This is a genomic window from Streptomyces sp. NPDC039462 (assembly GCF_055639375.1).
In genome coordinates this window covers 692,049-708,816 of sequence record NZ_JBVKAO010000002.1, presented here as the reverse complement: position 1 = coordinate 708,816, position 16,768 = coordinate 692,049, and the positions used below count along the sequence as shown (strand labels likewise).

The window sequence follows — 16,768 nt, the reverse complement described above, 5'->3', positions numbered from 1 at the left end:
GGTGTGCTCGTGCGCGTCGGACTGCTTACGGAGGGTGGCTATCCGTATGTGAGCGGTGAGGCGAGGCTCTGGTGCGACCGGCTCGTACGTGGGCTCGGGCAGCACGAGTTCGACATCTACGCGCTCAGCCGCAGCGAGCGGCAGGAGGCGGAGGGCTGGGTCGCACTCCCGCCCCAGGTCGGCCGGGTGCGCACGGCGCCGCTGTGGACCGCCGACGACGAGGCGCTGCGTGCCGCGGGACCGCGCGGGGGGCGCGGACGGCGCGCGCGGCGGAGGTTCGCCGAGTGCTTCGGGGAGCTGGCGGGGGCGGTGTGCCGTGGGGGAGCGGGAGGCTCGGGAGACGGCCCCGGCGATGTGGCGGACCGTTTCAGCAACGCTCTGTACGGGCTCGCCGAACTCGCCCGCGACGAGGGCGGACTGGTCGGCGCACTGCGTTCCGAGTCCGCCGTCCGCACGCTGGAGAGCGCGTGCCGCGCGCCCGGCGCGCTGCGCGCCGCCCACGCCGCGCGGGTGCCCGACCTGCTCACCGTCGCGAGCCTGATGGAGCGCGCGCTGCGGCCGCTCTCCCTCGACTGGTACGGCGCGGACGGCCTCGGCGCCGTCGACCTCTGCCACGCCACGTCCGGCGGCCCCGCGGCGCTGCCGGCTCTGCTGGCCGGGCACTTCGCCGGCGTGCCGTTACTCGTCACCGAGTACGGCGCGCAGCTTCGGGCGCGCCATCTCCCCGCGGACGACACGGACCTCGGCGCGCCGGCCCGGGCGCTGCTCGCCTCCTTCCACGGCCTCCTCGCCGCAGAGGTGTACCGCGGGGCCACGCTCGTCACCCCCGGCGACAGCCACGCCCGGCGCTGGCAGGAGCGCTGCGGCGCCGACCGCGCCAAGCTGCGCACCGTCCACCCCGGCATGGAGGCCGACCGCTTCTCGGAGATCGGGGAGCGGGGTTACGACGACTTCGCCGCCGGTCCCGACACCCTCCTGTGGGTCGGCCGTGTCGAGCCCGCCAAGGACCTGGTCTCGCTGCTCCACGCCTTCCGGGAGATCCGCGAGGAGGTGCCGGGGGCGCGCCTGCGGATCGTCGGGCCCCCTGCGGAAGGGCCCGTGGCGGGGGCGTATCTCGCGCACTGCCGGGCCCTCGCTGCCGAGCTTTTCCCCGATGAGGCGGCGAGCGCGCACTCCGCGGGCGACAACCCCGTCTCCTTCGAGGAGGACGGAGGGCCCGACGCGCCGAGATTCGCGGAGGCGTACGCCGCCGCGGGCGTCGTCGTCCTGTCGAGCGTCGCCGAGGGCTTTCCGGCCGGCCTGGTCGAGGCCATGTTCTGCGGGCGCGCGACCGTCTCGACGGACGTCGGAGCGGTGGTGGAGGTCATCGGCGGCACGGGGCTCGTCGTGCCGCCACGCGATCCGCGGGCGCTCGCGGAGGCGTGCGTGACGCTGCTGCGCGACCCCGAGCGCTGTGCGCGCCTGGGCGCGGCGGCGCGGGCGCGAGCCCTCGAACTCTTCACCGTCGAGCAGAACGTCACAGCGTTCCGAAGCATTTACCTGGAGATCGTCTCGCACTGCCCGGTGCGCAGGGACGCGGTGGACGAGGCGGGCGAGCCGGTGCCGTTCGCGAACCCGGCGGAGGCGTATCTCCCGGGGCGCTGGGCGGTCGCGGCCGGCCGGGCGCCCGCTGTGGAGCCGGGGGCCGAGGGCGGCGGGGTGCCGAGGTGGGCCGCGTCGGAAGAGGCGGCAACACACGCGGAGTTGAGGGAGGCCGCCGTATGAGTCGCACGCAGCGACAAGAGGGTGTTAGGGCGTTCAGCGACAGCGCAGCCGGTTCCGACAGTGCAGCCGGTTCCGACAGCGCAGCCCGTTCCGGGGGCGCCGTCAGCGGTGACGACGGCGACAGCGGCTGGGACGCGCGCGGCAAGCCCCCGCGCCGCGCTACCGCCGACCCCGTGAAGGCCCTCCTGCACCACCACCGCGAGCTGTGCGAACGCGCCGTCGACCCGCTGGAGATCGCCGCGGGCCTGGAGGCACACGGCATCACCGACCGGGCGGCCGCGCGCTTCCGGCACCGGGACGTGTTCGCGCTGGCCGAGGAGATGTACGCGCGCGTGCCTCATGCGGACGCCGGGGGCGCGACCACCGGGGGCGTGACCTCTAGGGGCACGGATACGGATACGGGTACGGGCAGCGGCCCGCGTCACCTGCCCGAAGTACCGCCCGGCTGGGCCCTGTTCGCCCTGCTGCCCGGCACCGTATGTGCGGCAGCCGTGGTCGCACTCGGCATCAGTGAGGGAGGCGCGCGGTTCGTGATCGCGCCCCTCGGCGCACTCGCCGTAGGGGTGGCCCTGCGCATCGCCCTGCGGTACGGGCCGTTGCGGGCCGTCGGCCGCCAACCGAGGGCCACGCGTGCGTGGATGTGCTGGCTTCTCGCGTACGCCCTGCTCGGTGACGGCCTCCTTGCGGGTGTCGTCGCGGGCGGGCCGGGCGGATCGGGCGGACCGGGCGGGCCCGGCGACCTCTGGGACCCGGCGGTCGCCGCGCTCCTGGGCCTCGCCCTGGCCGTCGCGCCCGCGATCTGGTGCGCCCGCCTCTTCGCGGTACGGGCCGCGGGACGGCTCGCCGCCAGCCGCGGGCTCGATGAGTTCGCCGCCTCCGTGAGGCCGCTGCTGTGCGGCGTGTTCGCACTCTTCCTGGGGGCGCTCGTGGCGCTGCTCGCGCTGACGTACGCGCTGCTCGGCGCGGCGGAGGCCGAGCCGGGCGCCGGTCTGAGTGCCGACCTGAGCGCCGGTCTCAGCGCCGGCCCGGACGGCGGGGCGGTGACCCTCGTCGGGGCCGCCGCCCTCGGCGCGCTGCTGCTGCTCGCGCGGCTGCTCGGCGTGTACGGCTTCCGCCGCGCCCCCGCCCTCCTGCTCGGCGCCGCCGGTGCCTCCGAAGCGGCCGCCCTGGCCCTGGTGTTCGCGGGCCGGCTGCCCGGCTGCGACGCGCTGGCCGTGCCCGTCGCGGGCGCCGTCGACGCGTGGGGACCCGGCGTCGTACCGGCCGCCTCCTGCGGTGGCGCCGCCCTCGTCCTCCTGGTCCACGCGGCCAGGACCCTGACCCTGGCCTCCGCGCACGCCGGCGCCCGTGATGCGCCGTGAGCGCCGCCCACAGACCGGCACGACCGGCACGACTGGCACGCCCGGCACGACCGGCGAGACCACCAGGGCCTCCACCACCACTCAGGCCCCCCGAGATCACCCGGACCACTCTCCCGCGGGGCCGACACCGCGGGCCCGACCCCGTGCACCACGGCAACCCTCCCGAAGGAGAAAGACAGATGACCACCCGCAGCCGTCTCCGCCGCCGAGCGGCCACCCCGGGAGGCGCCCGATGAGGGTGCTGCTGATCGGAGCCAACGGATACCTCGGCCGGTTCGTCGCCGACCGGCTGCTCGCCGACCCGGCGGTGCAGCTCACCGCACTCGGCCGCGGCGACGACTCGGACGTACGGTTCGACCTCGCCAGCGGAAGCCCCGGCGCGCTCACGCGCTTCCTGGACGCCGTGCACCCGGGCGTCGTCATCAACTGCGCCGGCGCGACCAGGGGCGGCGCCCGCGACCTGACCCGGCACAACACCGTCGCCGTCGCCACCATCTGCGAGGCCCTGCGGCGCAGCGGCTGCGGGGCGCGCCTCGTGCAGCTCGGCTGCGGCGCGGAGTACGGGCCGAGCCAGCCGGGCTCCTCGACGGCCGAGGACGCGGTGCCGCGGCCCGGCGGGCCCTACGGCGTCAGCAAGCTGGCGGCCACCGAGCTGGTGCTCGGTTCCGGGCTCGACGCCGTCGTCCTGCGGGTCTTCTCGCCCGCAGGGCCCGGCACGCCCGCCGGATCGCCGCTCGGCCGGCTCGCGGAGGCCATGCGGCGCGCGATGCAGGCGGGGGACGGCGAGCTGAAACTCGGCGGGCTCGGCGTGCAGCGGGACTTCGTCGACGTACGCGACGTGGCGCGCGCCGTGCACGCCGCCTCGCTCTCCGCCGCGCAGGGCGTCGTGAACATCGGCGCGGGCCGGGCCGTGCGCCTGCGGGACGCGGCCGCCGTGCTGGCCCGCGTCGCCGGGTACGGCGGAGCGCTCCACGAGCTCGACCAGGTGCCCCTGCGGACATCCATCGGCCACCCCCGCGGCGAATCCGAGCACGGACTGCCGGCCGCCGCCGCGTACCCCTACCCGGACGGCTGCGGCAGCTGGCAGCAGGCCGACGTGCGCACCGCACGCGACCGGCTCGGCTGGCGGCCCCGCATCAACCTCGAAGAGTCACTCGCCGACATCTGGATGGAGGCCGCATGCCGCATCTGACCAGAACCAGCAGGGGCACCGCGAGCACCGAGGTACGCGTCGGCTTCGGCATCCCCGGCTTCGCCCACCCGCTCGTCGCCCCCGGCGAATGGTCCCGGCTCGCCCGGCCAGGCACCCCTTTGAAGTGGGTTGTGCTGAATGTGGCGAACGGCCCGGGCGAGCGGCCCGACCCGCACTGCCTGGAGGCGGCGGGCCGACTGCGGAACGCGGGCGTCCGGGTCCTCGGCCACCTCGATACGACGTATGGAGCCCGCTCCTTCGGAGAGCTGGTCTCCGACGCGCACCGCTACCTCGACTGGTACCAGGTCGACGGCTTCTCCCTGGACCGCTGCCCGACCGAGCGGGCCGCGCTCCCGGAGGTGCGCAGGACGGTCACGACCCTGCGCGCGATGATCGACGACGCGCACATCGTGCTCGGCCACGGCACCCACCCGTACCCCGGATACGCCGAGACGGGCGACCAGTTGGTGACCTTCTCCGGCCCGTGGAGCGACTACCGCTGGTCACAGGTGGCCGAGTGGACCGCCGACTATCCGCCCGAGCACTTCTGCCACTTCGTGCACGGCATGCCGCGCGGCCACCTCGACGAGGCGCTGCGCATCGCGCGCTGGCAGGGCGCCTCGACGATCTACTTCACGGACCGCGTGGACGGCGGCTGCCCGGGCGACCCCTGGGAGTCCATGCCCGGTTACTGGGACGAAATCGTCTCGCGTATCGGAACGGGTGTCTCGGAATGAAGAAGGGCGTGGCAGTGTTACTTGCAGAACAACCGTTCCGCATTACCGACCAACGGAGTCCCCGTGTCGCTGCCACCCCTGGTCGAGCCCGCATCCGAGCTCACCGTCGATGAGGTTCGCAGGTACTCCCGCCACCTGATCATCCCCGACGTCGGGATGGACGGGCAGAAGCGGCTGAAGAACGCCAAGGTGCTGTGTGTCGGCGCCGGTGGCCTCGGGTCGCCGGCGCTGATGTACCTGGCCGCGGCCGGTGTGGGCACGCTCGGCATCGTCGAGTTCGACGAGGTCGACGAGTCCAACCTGCAGCGCCAGATCATCCACAGCCAGGCGGACATCGGCCGCTCCAAGGCGGAGTCCGCGAAGGACTCGGTCCTCGGCATCAACCCGTACGTGAACGTGGTCCTGCACGAAGAGCGGCTAGAGGCCGACAACGTGATGGACATCTTCGCCCAGTACGACCTGATCGTCGACGGCACGGACAACTTCGCGACCCGTTACCTGGTCAACGACGCGTGCGTGCTCCTCAACAAGCCGTACGTGTGGGGTTCCATCTACCGCTTCGACGGCCAGGCGTCCGTCTTCTGGAGCGAGCACGGTCCGTGCTACCGCTGCCTCTACCCGGAGCCCCCGCCGCCCGGCATGGTGCCCTCCTGCGCCGAGGGCGGCGTGCTCGGCGTGCTGTGCGCGTCGATCGGCTCCATCCAGGTCAACGAAGCCATCAAGCTCCTCGCGGGCATCGGCGAGCCGCTCGTCGGCCGCCTGATGATCTACGACGCCCTGGAGATGCAGTACCGCCAGGTCAAGGTCCGCAAGGACCCCGACTGCGCGGTCTGCGGCGAGAACCCCTCCGTCACCGAACTCATCGACTACGAGGCCTTCTGCGGCGTCGTGTCCGAGGAGGCCCAGGAGGCGGCGGCCGGTTCGACGATCACTCCCAAGCAGCTCAAGGAGTGGATCGACGCGGACGAGAAGATCGAGATCATCGACGTCCGCGAGCAGAACGAGTACGAGATCGTCTCGATCCCCGGCGCCAAGCTGATCCCGAAGAACGAGTTCCTGATGGGCACCGCCCTCCAGGACCTGCCCCAGGACAAGAAGATCGTCTTGCATTGCAAGACGGGTGTCCGCAGTGCGGAAGTCCTCGCGGTGCTGAAGTCCGCGGGCTTCGCGGACGCGGTGCACGTGGGTGGCGGCGTGATCGGCTGGGTCCACCAGATCGAGCCCGAGAAGCCGGTCTACTGACCTGTTGAGAAGGCCCCGCTCACCCTCGGTGAGCGGGGCCTTTTCTCATGAGCAGACCTTGCCGTCCTTCGGGGCCTTGCCGTCCAGCAGGTACGTGTCGATCGCGCCGTCCACGCAGGAGCTGCCGTTCCCGTACGCCCCGTGGCCCTCGCCCTTCCACGTCAGGTGGACGCCGACGCCCTTGCCGAGCTCGTCCGCCATCTTGCGGGCGCCCTCGTAGGGGGTCGCCGGGTCGCCGGTGTTGCCGACGACGAGGATCGGGGCGGCGCCGGGCGCGCTCACCTCGGGGGAGTCGTGCAGTCCGGCCACCGGCCACTCGTGGCACCAGCCCGCCGTGTCCCAGCCCAGGAACTCCCCGAAGACCGGCGATATCCCGCGGAACCGGTCCAGGCGCTTCTTCGCCTCCTCCGGAGTGGTCCGTGCCTTGGCGTCCAGGCAGGAGATCGCCCGCTGGGAGTGGCCCTGGGTGCTGTAGCGGCCCGAGGCGTCGCGTTCGTTGTACGCGTCGGCGAGCTGGAGCAGGGCCGAACCGTCGCCCTTCTCGGCGTCCTCCAGGCCGCGGGTGAGCGCGGGCCAGGTCTGCTTGCTGTAGAGGGTGACCAGGATGCCGGTGTGCGCGAGGGACTCGGTGAGCTTCCGGTCGCCCGAGGTGCGCATCGGCTCGGCGTCCAGGCGCTCGAACAGCTTCTCTATCTTCACGGAGCCCGCCTTCGGGTCCTGGCCGCGGGACTTGAAGTAGTTGTCGAGGGCGCGCTGGAAGCCCCTCGCCTGGTTCTCCGCGTGACCGATCGAGTCCGCGCTCGGGTCGACGACCGCGTCGAAGACGGCCCGGCCCACCTTCTTCGGGAACAAGTGTGCGTAGACGCCGCCGAGTTCGGTGCCGTACGAGACGCCGAAGTAGTGCAGCTTGTCGTCGCCGAGGACCTGGCGCATGACGTCCATGTCACGGGCCGCGTCCTCCGTCGAGATGTGCCCGATGAGCTTCTTCGAGCCCTGCGCGCAGCCCGCACCGAAGTCCGCCGCGTCCTTGAAGTAGGCCTTCTCCTCGGCCGGGGTGTCCGGTGTGAGGTCGACCTTCTTCTCGGCTGCCTGGGTCGCCTTGTCGTCACGGCAGCGCACGCCCTCGCTCGCCGCGACCCCGCGCGGGTCGAAGCTCACCAGGTCGTACCGCTTGCGCAGCGCGTCGTACGAGTCGGCGAAGGACGGGAGCCCGGAGACGCCGGAACCGCCGGGGCCGCCGAAGTTGAAGAGGAGGGAGCCGATGCGGTCGCCCTTGCCCGTGCTCCTGGCGCGGATCAGTGCGATGCCGATGGTCTCGCCGTCCGGCTTGGCGTAGTCCAGCGGGACCTTGAGCGTCGAGCACTGCCACTCGGCTCCCGGCGCGCTGCCTCCCTCGGGCGCCTCGCAGCGGCCCCAGTCCAGCTTCTGGGAGGTCACCGAGGCAGGCAGGGTCGAGGAGGGATCCGGCTTCGGCCGTGGCTCGGGAGCGGTCGCCGAGGGGCCCTTTCCGTCGCTCCGGTCCCCGTCACCGTCGCCGTCGTCGGACGACCCACACCCGGCGGCCAGGCCCGCCACCAGCACTCCGGCGGCGGCCAGGGCCGCGGACCGTACAAAACGCTGCATAGAAGCGCTTCCCCCCTCGGAAGACAGTTCAGGCCATAGTAGGTGGGGCCTCTGACAGCGGTTCGAGCCGGTCAGGAGCAGACCGTCCCCGCCTTCGGGACCGTGCCCTTCAGCAGGTAGCCGTCCACGGCGTCCCGCACGCACTTGTTCTTGCTGTCGTACGCCCCGTGCCCCTGGCCCTTGTACGTCAGCTCGACACCGACGCCCTTGCCGAGCGCCTGTGCCATCTTGCGGGCGCCCTCGTACGGCGTGGCCGGGTCGCCGGTGTTGCCGATGACGACGACGGGCGGCGCGCCCTCTGCGCTCACGTCGGGGTGGTCGGCCTGGCCCTCGACCGCCCAGTCGGTGCACCCGACCATGCCCCAGGCCAGGTAGTCGCCGAACAGCGGTGAGGCCCTGCGGAACTCGGGCAGCCTCTTCTCGACGTACTCCGTGGAGTAACGCGCCTTGTCGTCCGCGCAGTTGATGGAGACGTTGGCGGACTGGATGTTGTTGTACTCGCCGTCCTCGTTGCGTCCGTTCATCGAGTCGGAGAGTGCCATCAGGATCTTGCCGTCACCCTCGTAGGCCTCTTCGAGGCCCTGGGTGAGGTACGGCCAGAAGTCCTTGGAGTACAGGGACTGCGCGATGCCGTTGGTCGCGGCGGTCTGCGTCAGTTCGCGGGGCGGCAGGCCGGTGATCGGCTTGCTGTCCAGGTCCTTCAGGAGCTTCGCGATCCGGTCCTTGACGTCCTGCTCGGTGTCGCCGACCGGGCAATCAGCCTCCTGGGAGGTGCAGTCCTTCGCGAAGTTGTCGAGCGCCAGCTGGAACCCCTCGGCCTGGCCGAGCGAGCCCTGCTCGGCGTTCTGCGTGGGGTCGACGACCGCGTCGAAGACGGCCCGGCCCACCTTCTTCGGGAACAAGTGTGCGTAGACCCCGCCGAGTTCGGTGCCGTACGAGATGCCGAAGTAGTGCAGCTTGTCATCGCCGAGGACCTGGCGCATCAGGTCCATGTCGCGGGCCGCGTCGGTGGTGCGGACGTGCGGGAGGGTGTCGCCGGCGTTCTTCTCGCAGCCGTTGTTGAAGGTCTTCACGTTGTCGATGAGCTTCTTCTTCTCGGCCTCGTCGTCCGGCGTGGAGTCCTGCTGGAAGTACGTGTCGAGCGCGTCGTCGTCCTCGCACTCGATGCCCGCGCTGCGGCCGACGCCGCGCGGGTCGAAGCTCACCAGGTCGTAGCGGGTGCGCAGCTTGGCGTACTCCGCACCGAAGGCGGGCAGCGTGGTGATGCCCGAGCCGCCCGGGCCCCCGAAGTTGAAGACGAGGGATCCGATGCGGTCCTTCTTGTCGCCGCTCGTCGCCGCCTTGATCAGCGCGATGTCGATCGTGTCGCCCTTGGGCTTCGCCCAGTCGAGAGGCGCCTTCATGGTGGCGCACTGCCACTCTGCGCCGCCCGGCAGCGGCGACGGGGCGTCACCGCCGCCCTCGGAGGCGGCGGGCGCGGGGCAGTCCTTCCAGCTCAGCTTCTGAGCCGACAGGTCCTCGTCCTTGGAGTCGCTGCCGCCGCACGCCGCGAGCGTGGCGGACAGAAGCAGGGTGGCGGCGGCCAGAGCGGTGGCGCGCGGCTGGGACAGTGTGGGCATGTGCTCATCCTGAAGGGGGACCCGACGGGACGCTCGGGGCGCGGGCCGTGTGGGTGAGAAATCGGCCACAGGCCCGGAGCCCCCGACATGCCTAAGAGGGGCCTCAGAGACGCCTCAGAGACGCCTCAGAGCAGTCCCTTCCTTGTCAGGTGGTTGAAGAACAGCCACCCCGGAAGCACCGGCAGCCACAGCGTCAGGAGCCGGTAGAGCAGCACCGCGGGCGCGGCCACGTCCTTGGGCACACCCACCGCGATCAGGCCGAGGGTAAGCGTCGCCTCGACCGCGCCCACACCGCCGGGCGTCGGCGCCGCCGATCCCAGGGCGTTGCCCGCGAGGAAGACGACCGCGACGCTCGCGAGGCTCAGCGACGTCATCTGTTCGTTGCCGAAGGCCCGCACCGAAGCGTCCAGACAGAGCACGAACATCAGGGTGAGCAGCAGCATCCCGCCGATGCCCGTGAGCAGCTTCTGCGGCCGCTGCAGCACGTCCAGCATGCGCGGCACGACACCGGCGAAAAGCGACCTCACGCGCGTGACGACGAATTTCCGCAGGAACGGGATGGCCGTCACCACGAGGACCAGCACCGCGACCGACAGCAGCCCTGCGATGACGGTGCGGGACGGCGTGAACGACGGCGTCTTCTCCGTCCCCGTCAGATAGCCGAAGACCAGCAGCAGCAGGATGTGCGAACCGAGCCCGAACAGCTGCGAGGCGCCGACGCTCGCCACCGCGAGCCCCGAGCGCACTCCGGACCGCTGGAGGAACCGGGTGTTCAGCGCGACACCGCCGACCGCCGCGGGCGCCACGATCTTCACGAACGAGCCGGCGACCTGCGCCGCCACCGCCCGCAGGAACGGCACCCGCTCCGGCACGAAGCCGAGCAGACTCATCGCCGCCGCGAAGTAGCTCAGCGCGGAGAAGCCCACGGCCGCCGCCACCCAGCCCCACTCGGCCTCCTGGAAGAGGGTGCCGAATTCGACGTGCGTGAGCTGCGACAGCAGGAAGTACGCGCCGATGGCACCGGCGATGAAACTGATCAGCGTGCGCGGCCTGATCCGCTCCAGCTGCGCGGGCTCGACCGGTGCCGTCGGGCGGATGAGCAGCACCTGGTGCCGGATCTGGGTGAGCAGATCCTCCTCGCGGGCCTGCTCCAGGGCGTCGTCTATGGCCTGTTTCTCGGCCTGCCGTTCCTGCTTGGCCGCCTGCTTCTCCTGCTTCTGGGCCTGCTTGTCCGTCCGGCCGTCCGCGGCCACCTGCGCGCGCACGCTCTGCCGGGACTTGCGGGAGGCCTCCAGGACGGCCTCGCGCTCGCGCTGTGACCGCTCCCTGGCCAGCCTGGCCAGCGTGGAGCGGGTGGAGCGGGTGAGGGCGATGGGCTGGAGCAGCGGCAGGCAGTCGGCCACCGCGTCCGGGCCCAGGATCTCGACGGCGGCGGCGACCGCGCGCTCGGCGCCCACCCGCAGGCCGAGGGCGGTCAGGAGCTGGGCGATGTCGATGCGCAGGACCAGGTCGCCCGCGGCGATCTCGCCGCCGCGCAGATCCGTGAGGATCACGGTGCCGGAACGATCCACCAGAATCGCGTCGCCCGCGAGTCTGCGGTGCGCGATACGGCGGGACTGCAGCGCCTGCACCTGCCGCCAGGTTTCGCACAGCAGTTCGTCGGTGATGGCCTCGTCCGGCAGGGAGTCCAGGGAGCGGCCGCCCGTGTGCTCGTAGACGAGCATCACGGCGTCGGGGCCGAGCTCGGAGGTGGCGATCAGCTTGGGCGCGTTCGCGCCGGCCGCGATGGCCGCGTACGCGAGCAGTGCCTCCTGCTCCAGGGCCTGGCGCAGCGACTGCAGGCTGCGCCGCTGGGTGATGCCCCGCAGGGTGAGCCTGCGCCAGACGCGGTAGAAGAAGCCCTGCGCCTGCTGCTCACGGTCGATGACCGTGACGTCCAGGGGCGGGCCGTCCTCCAGGGTGACGAAATAGCGGCGGCCGCGGTCGCCGTGCTCGCTGTCCGGTGCCTCCTCGCGGGCGGCGCTCACAGGGTGGAAGCCGACGTGCCGCAGGCCCACGAGCAGGGTCTGCCCGGTCGGCCGTACGTTCGGCGAGCCGACCGCGTAGAGCGTTCCGTACGCCACGGCCCAGCCGATGAGCACCGTGAGGATGATCGAGAACGGCGTCGTGTAGCCGGTCACGAGCATCGTGAACGCGTCGAGCAGCAGCACCACGAACAGCACCAGGCGCCAGCGCGGCCTGCGGGACATGCCGACGGCCGTCATGTACGCGATGACGGGCGCGAGATAGCCGTGCACCGGATCGGTGAACGCGTGGAGGTCCGCCGGGGACGGCTTGGTCAGCGCGTCCTGGATGGAGCCGGGGGCGGCCTTCGCGACCCAGAGGTCCGTGGCCAGCGTCACACCGTGCGCGAGCACGGCGGCCAGCACGCCGTCCGCGATGCGGAGCCCGTCCCGTTTGATCAGCCGCTCGATCGCGAACGCGACGGGGACGAGCAGCACACCGATGCTGGCGACCAGGCCCGCGACCTTGATCAGCAAATCGGGCGCCTGCTCCGTGCCCTTGTCGATGTCCTGTTCGAGCCCGGACGTCGTGCCATGTGCGAACGCGGCGATGGCCAGGAGCACCGCGATGGCGAGGACGCCGACGAGGAGCCGCATGAGGTCGGAGGGGCGGTGCACGCGCGCGGCGAGGAGCGGTTCGTCCCCGGCGACGCGGTCGGTGTGCGCCCCGGATTCGGCGCAGTCGGACCCCTGGCCGAGGTCGTGGCCCGCGTCGTTCTCGACGTCCTGCTTTTGCTCGTTCTCGCTGGTCAATGCGGGTTCACCGGTGTCCGGGTGTGACTCGGACGCAGAGGTGCCCGCCTTCTCATCGGGATGCACGCCCTGCCGCTCCGTCGTCTCTTCTTGATCTCGTATCACCAGTCACCGCCCGCACGATGGTGGCATGTCCTGCTCGTGGAGGGAGGCATCAGGGGGCAACGCGAGGCTGCGAAGTGGTCACGAAACGACACTTTGCGCCGTGCCGCGCAGGCCACGGCACGCCCTGTGCCGGGCCCGTCACCATGTCGGTGGGGTACGGCAGGATGGTCCGGATGAGCGAGTTGCCGGAGTACGCGGAACGGGTCCTCGAGGTCGCGGAACTGATCCCTCCGGGTCGGGTGATGACCTACGGAGACGTGGCCGAGTGGCTGGAGGAGGGCGGCCCGCGACAGGTCGGACGCGTGATGGCCCTCTACGGAGGAGGCGTTCCGTGGTGGCGCGTGGTGCGCTCGGACGGCGTGCTGCTGCCCGGGCACGAGCTGCGGGCCCTGGAGCGGTACCACGAGGAGGGCACACCGCTGCGCCAGGCGTCGCGCGCCGCCCAGGGGCATGTCCCGAAGCTCGACATGCGGCGGGCCCGGTGGGACGGCGGCCCGGAAGGCGCGGCTGACAGCGCTGCGGGTGGTGGGGACGCTGTGGGGCACACGGGCCCGCAAGGTCCGCCGGCTCCGGAGGCTCACACCTGACAGCTTCCGGCATCCGCCGGCACGGCGGGGGACCGGTGGCCCGTACGGGGGAAGCCACGCGTCCTCCGCGCCCACTGGCGTAGCGTCGACAGCACGCGTCCCCTTCACCCCGCGGCCACCGCGCGGCCGCCCATCGACCAGCACACCCACCAGGACCGGCGACCCACGTGAGCTCCCCCTCTTCCACTCGGCACATCCGGCACCCGTCGCACCACCAGGTACGACAGGGGACCCGGGACGTCTACCGACTGGTGCGCACACCGCCGGCCCCGTTGGATCCCCCTCGCTTGGACGCAGGTCAGCGGGGTGTGGTTGACCACAAGCATGGACCGCTGCTGGTCCTGGCGGGGCCCGGCACGGGCAAGACGACCACCCTTGTGGAGGCCGTCGCCGCGCGTGTCGCCGAGGGCGGCGACCCCGCGCGGATCCTGGTGCTCACCTTCAGCCGCAAGGCCGCGGTGGAGCTGCGCGACCGCATGGCGCTGCGCATAGGGGCGGCGAACGCCCCGCAGGCCACCACGTTCCACTCCTTCTGCTACGCCCTCGTCCGCGCCCACCAGGACGCCGAGCTGTTCCAGGAGCCGCTGCGGCTCCTGTCCGGACCCGAACAGGACGTGGCGGTACGCGAACTGCTCGCGGGCCAGATCGACCTCGCGCAGGAGGGCCACGGCCACATCCGCTGGCCGGACGAGCTGCGCGCCTGCCTCACCACCCGCGGCTTCGCCGACGAGGTCCGCGCGGTCCTCGCCCGCAGCCGTGAGCTTGGCCTCGGCCCGGACGCCCTGGACGCCTTCGCCCGCCGCAGCGGACGGCCCGACTGGGGCGCGGCGGCGGCCTTCCTCGCCGAGTACCTGGACGTACTCGACCTGCAAGGAGTCCTCGATTACGCGGAACTGGTGCACCGCGCGGTGCTGCTCGCGCACCGTCCCGAGGTGGCGCGGGCGCTCGGCGCGCAGTACGACGCGGTCTTCGTGGACGAGTACCAGGACACCGACCCGGCCCAGGTACGGCTGCTGCACGCGCTGGCCGGCGGCGGACGCACCCTCGTCGCCTTCGGCGACCCGGACCAGTCGATCTACACCTTCCGGGGCGCCGATGTGAACGGCATCCTGGAGTTCCCGCACGACTTCCCGCGCGCGGACGGCAGCCCGGCGCCGGTCGAGGTCCTGACGACGTCCCGCAGGTCGGGCGCGCAGCTCCTCGCGGCCACCCGGCTGCTCACCCGGCGCATGCCGCTGACCCGGCTGCCCGCGGAGAAGGTGCGGGCCCACCGGGAGCTTTCGCCGGTCAGGGACGGCGGCCGCGTCGAGGTGTACACGTACCCGACGGCCGGCACGGAGCTCGACAACATCGCGGACATCCTGCGCCGCGCGCACCTGGAGGACGGTGTCCCCTGGGGAGAGATGGCGGTCCTGGTCCGTGCGGGCGCCCGCACGATCCCCGCGGTGCGTCGCAGCCTCAGTGCGGCCGGTGTCCCCCTGGAGATCGACGGCGACGACATCGCCCTGCGCCACGAGCCGGCGGTGACGCCGTTGCTGACGGCGCTGCGGGTGGTGGCGACGGCGGTCGTTTCGGAGACGGCTGATTCGGAGGTGGCTGCGGTGGCTGCTTCGGAGACGGCTGATTCGGGGGCGGTCACTCCGGAGACGGCTGATACGGCTACGGCTGATGCCGATGATGCCGATGGAGAGACGGGTGCTCGGGAGGGCGCGGAAACCACCACCCCCGCCTGGCTCGACACCGAGACCGCCCTCGCCCTCCTCACCTCGCCCCTGGCCGGGATGGACGCCGCCGACCTGCGGCGCCTGGGCCGCGCCCTGCGCGAGGAGGAGCGTGAGGCCGGAAACCACCTGCCGCCGCCCTCCGACGTACTCCTCGCCCGCGCCCTCGCCGAGCCGGAGCGGCTCGTCGCGCACGACCCGACGTACGCCCGAGGGGCCCAGCGGCTCGGCGCGCTGCTCCGCAAGGCCCGTGAGCGCCTCGCGGGCGGCGGCACCGCCGAGGAGGCGCTGTGGGAGCTGTGGGACGGCACGCCCTGGCCCACGCGCCTGGAGCGCACCGCGCGCCGCGGCGGCGCGGCCGGCCGGAACGCCGACCGCGACCTCGACGCGGTGTGCGCCCTGTTCGCCGCGGCGGCCCGCGCGGAGGAGCGCACAGGCGGACGCGGCGCCCTGAACTTCCTGGAGGAGACCGAGGCGCAGGACATCGCCGCGGACACCCTCACGCGCCGGGCGGCACGCCCCGACGCCGTACGGCTGATGACGGCGCACCGCTCCAAGGGCCTGGAGTGGCGGCTCGTCGTGGTCGCGGGTCTCCAGGAAGGCCTCTGGCCCGACCTGCGCCGCCGCGGGTCGCTCCTGGAGGCCGACCGCATCGGCCGCGACGGCCTCGCCGAACCGCTCACACCCGGGGCGCTCCTCTCCGAAGAACGCCGCTTGTTCTACGTGGCCGCCACGCGCGCGCGTGAACGCCTCGTCGTGACCGCGGTGAAGGCGCCGGCGGACGACGGCGACCAGCCGTCCCGCTTCCTCACCGAGCTCGGCGTCGAGCCGAAGGACATAACAGGCCGCCCGCGCCGCCCCCTCTCCGTCGCCGCGCTCGTCGCCGAGCTGCGCGCCACCACGGTCGACCCGAGGGTCTCCGAGACCCTGCGCGAGGCGGCGGCCCGGCGCCTGGCCCGCCTCGCGGCGCTCAGCGACGCCGACGGCCGCCCGCTGGTGCCGGCCGCGCACCCCTACCGCTGGTGGGGCATGTACGAACCGACGGCGAGCGAGGTCCCCCTGAGGGACCGCGACAAGCCCGTCGTGCTCTCCGGGAGCGCGCTCGACCAGCTCGCCAACACCTGCTCCCTGCAGTGGTTCCTCGGCCGCGAGGTGAAGGCGGACGCCCCCGCGACCGCCGCCCAGGGGTTCGGCAACGTGGTGCACGTCCTGGCCGACGAGGTGGCCTCCGGGCGCACCCCCGCCGACCTCGCCGTCCTCATGGAGCGCCTCGACTCGGTGTGGGACGCGCTCGCGTTCGACGCGCCCTGGAAGTCGGCGCAGGAGAAGGAGCACGCGCGCGTGGCGCTCGAGCGCTTCCTCCAGTGGCATGTGATGGACCGTGCGAGCCGCACCCCCGTCGCCAGCGAGCACGACTTCGACGTGACCCTGGAAGCCGGTCCCTACGAAGTGCGCGTACGGGGCTCCATGGACCGCGTCGAACAGGACGCGGAAGGCCGTGCCTACGTAGTCGACTTCAAGACCGGCAAGCACTCCCCGACCGCCGCCGAGGTCGCCCGCCACCCGCAGCTCGCCGTCTACCAACTGGCGGTCCGCGAGGGCGCGGCGGACGAGCTCTTCGAAGGAGTACGCCCCGAACCGGGCGGCGCCGAACTGGTGCAGCTGCGCCAGGCCGCCGCCAAGAAGAACGGCGGTGACGCCCTCCCCAAGGTGCAGGCCCAGGAAGCCCTCTCCGGAGAGTGGATCGGCGACCTCCTCGCGACGGCCGCGGGCAAGGTCCTCGACGAACGCTTCACGCCCACCACGGGCCAGCACTGCACGCACTGCGCTTTCCGCGCCTCGTGCAGCGCACGCCCGGAGGGCCGTCATGTGGTGGAGTGACCCGGCCGTCGCACCCGTGGTCATTGTCACGTCGCGTCACCCGAGGGCATAGCAGTCCCGGGAGCAATCTAAAGTCTCCGTAAAGACATGCTGTGCACCGGCTGAGGGTGCACCTTTTCG

At 72.4% G+C, this 16,768-nt stretch carries 10 protein-coding genes; 7 read left to right on the top strand and 3 right to left on the bottom strand.

The window, feature by feature from the left end:
- Positions 1-9: 9 nt before the first annotated feature.
- The 5 genes from ACZ7LU_RS13705 (at position 10) to moeZ (ending at position 6,296) form a co-directional block, all read left to right on the top strand.
- On the top strand, positions 10-1,764 hold the full coding sequence (locus tag ACZ7LU_RS13705) for a DUF3492 domain-containing protein (protein WP_471916775.1): 1,755 nt from the start codon (positions 10-12) through the stop codon (positions 1,762-1,764).
- Entirely contained in the window at positions 1,761-3,125 is a 1,365-nt protein-coding gene (locus ACZ7LU_RS13700; protein WP_471916774.1) for a hypothetical protein, read from the top strand. Before ACZ7LU_RS13705 ends, ACZ7LU_RS13700 begins: the two co-directional genes overlap by 4 nt.
- Positions 3,126-3,357: 232 nt before the next feature.
- Complete coding sequence (locus ACZ7LU_RS13695) at positions 3,358-4,317, top strand: NAD-dependent epimerase/dehydratase family protein (RefSeq protein WP_398300936.1); 960 nt, start codon at positions 3,358-3,360, stop codon at positions 4,315-4,317.
- Positions 4,305-5,054: a spherulation-specific family 4 protein gene (locus ACZ7LU_RS13690; protein WP_471916773.1), complete on the top strand. Its 750-nt coding sequence runs from the start codon at positions 4,305-4,307 to the stop codon at positions 5,052-5,054. Before ACZ7LU_RS13695 ends, ACZ7LU_RS13690 begins: the two co-directional genes overlap by 13 nt.
- Before the next feature lie 63 nt (positions 5,055-5,117).
- The gene (moeZ, locus tag ACZ7LU_RS13685; protein ID WP_471916772.1) at positions 5,118-6,296 is read left to right on the top strand and encodes an adenylyltransferase/sulfurtransferase MoeZ; all 1,179 of its coding nucleotides are present in this window, start codon (positions 5,118-5,120) and stop codon (positions 6,294-6,296) included.
- A gap of 45 nt (positions 6,297-6,341) precedes the next feature.
- Here moeZ and ACZ7LU_RS13680 read toward each other — a convergent pair whose 3' ends face one another.
- From ACZ7LU_RS13680 to ACZ7LU_RS13670, 3 genes are all read right to left on the bottom strand, one after another.
- Positions 6,342-7,919, bottom strand: coding sequence for an alpha/beta hydrolase (locus ACZ7LU_RS13680; protein ID WP_471916771.1), 1,578 nt, complete (start codon positions 7,917-7,919; stop codon positions 6,342-6,344).
- Positions 7,920-7,990: 71 nt separating this feature from the next.
- Positions 7,991-9,538 carry an alpha/beta hydrolase gene (locus ACZ7LU_RS13675; protein ID WP_471916770.1) on the bottom strand — a complete coding sequence of 516 codons (1,548 nt, stop codon included), beginning with the start codon at positions 9,536-9,538 and terminating at the stop codon, positions 7,991-7,993.
- A gap of 125 nt (positions 9,539-9,663) precedes the next feature.
- Positions 9,664-12,459 (bottom strand): lysylphosphatidylglycerol synthase domain-containing protein, encoded by a 2,796-nt coding sequence (locus ACZ7LU_RS13670; protein ID WP_471916769.1) that lies wholly within the window; start codon positions 12,457-12,459, stop codon positions 9,664-9,666.
- Between the two features lie 164 nt (positions 12,460-12,623).
- On the opposite strand from ACZ7LU_RS13670, the gene ACZ7LU_RS13665 reads away from it, so the two are divergent.
- Positions 12,624-13,046, top strand: a complete 423-nt coding sequence (locus tag ACZ7LU_RS13665; protein WP_398301436.1) for an MGMT family protein — start codon at positions 12,624-12,626, stop codon at positions 13,044-13,046.
- 167 nt (positions 13,047-13,213) lie between these two features.
- Positions 13,214-16,648 (top strand): ATP-dependent helicase, encoded by a 3,435-nt coding sequence (locus ACZ7LU_RS13660; protein ID WP_471916768.1) that lies wholly within the window; start codon positions 13,214-13,216, stop codon positions 16,646-16,648.
- Positions 16,649-16,768 lie beyond the last annotated feature (120 nt).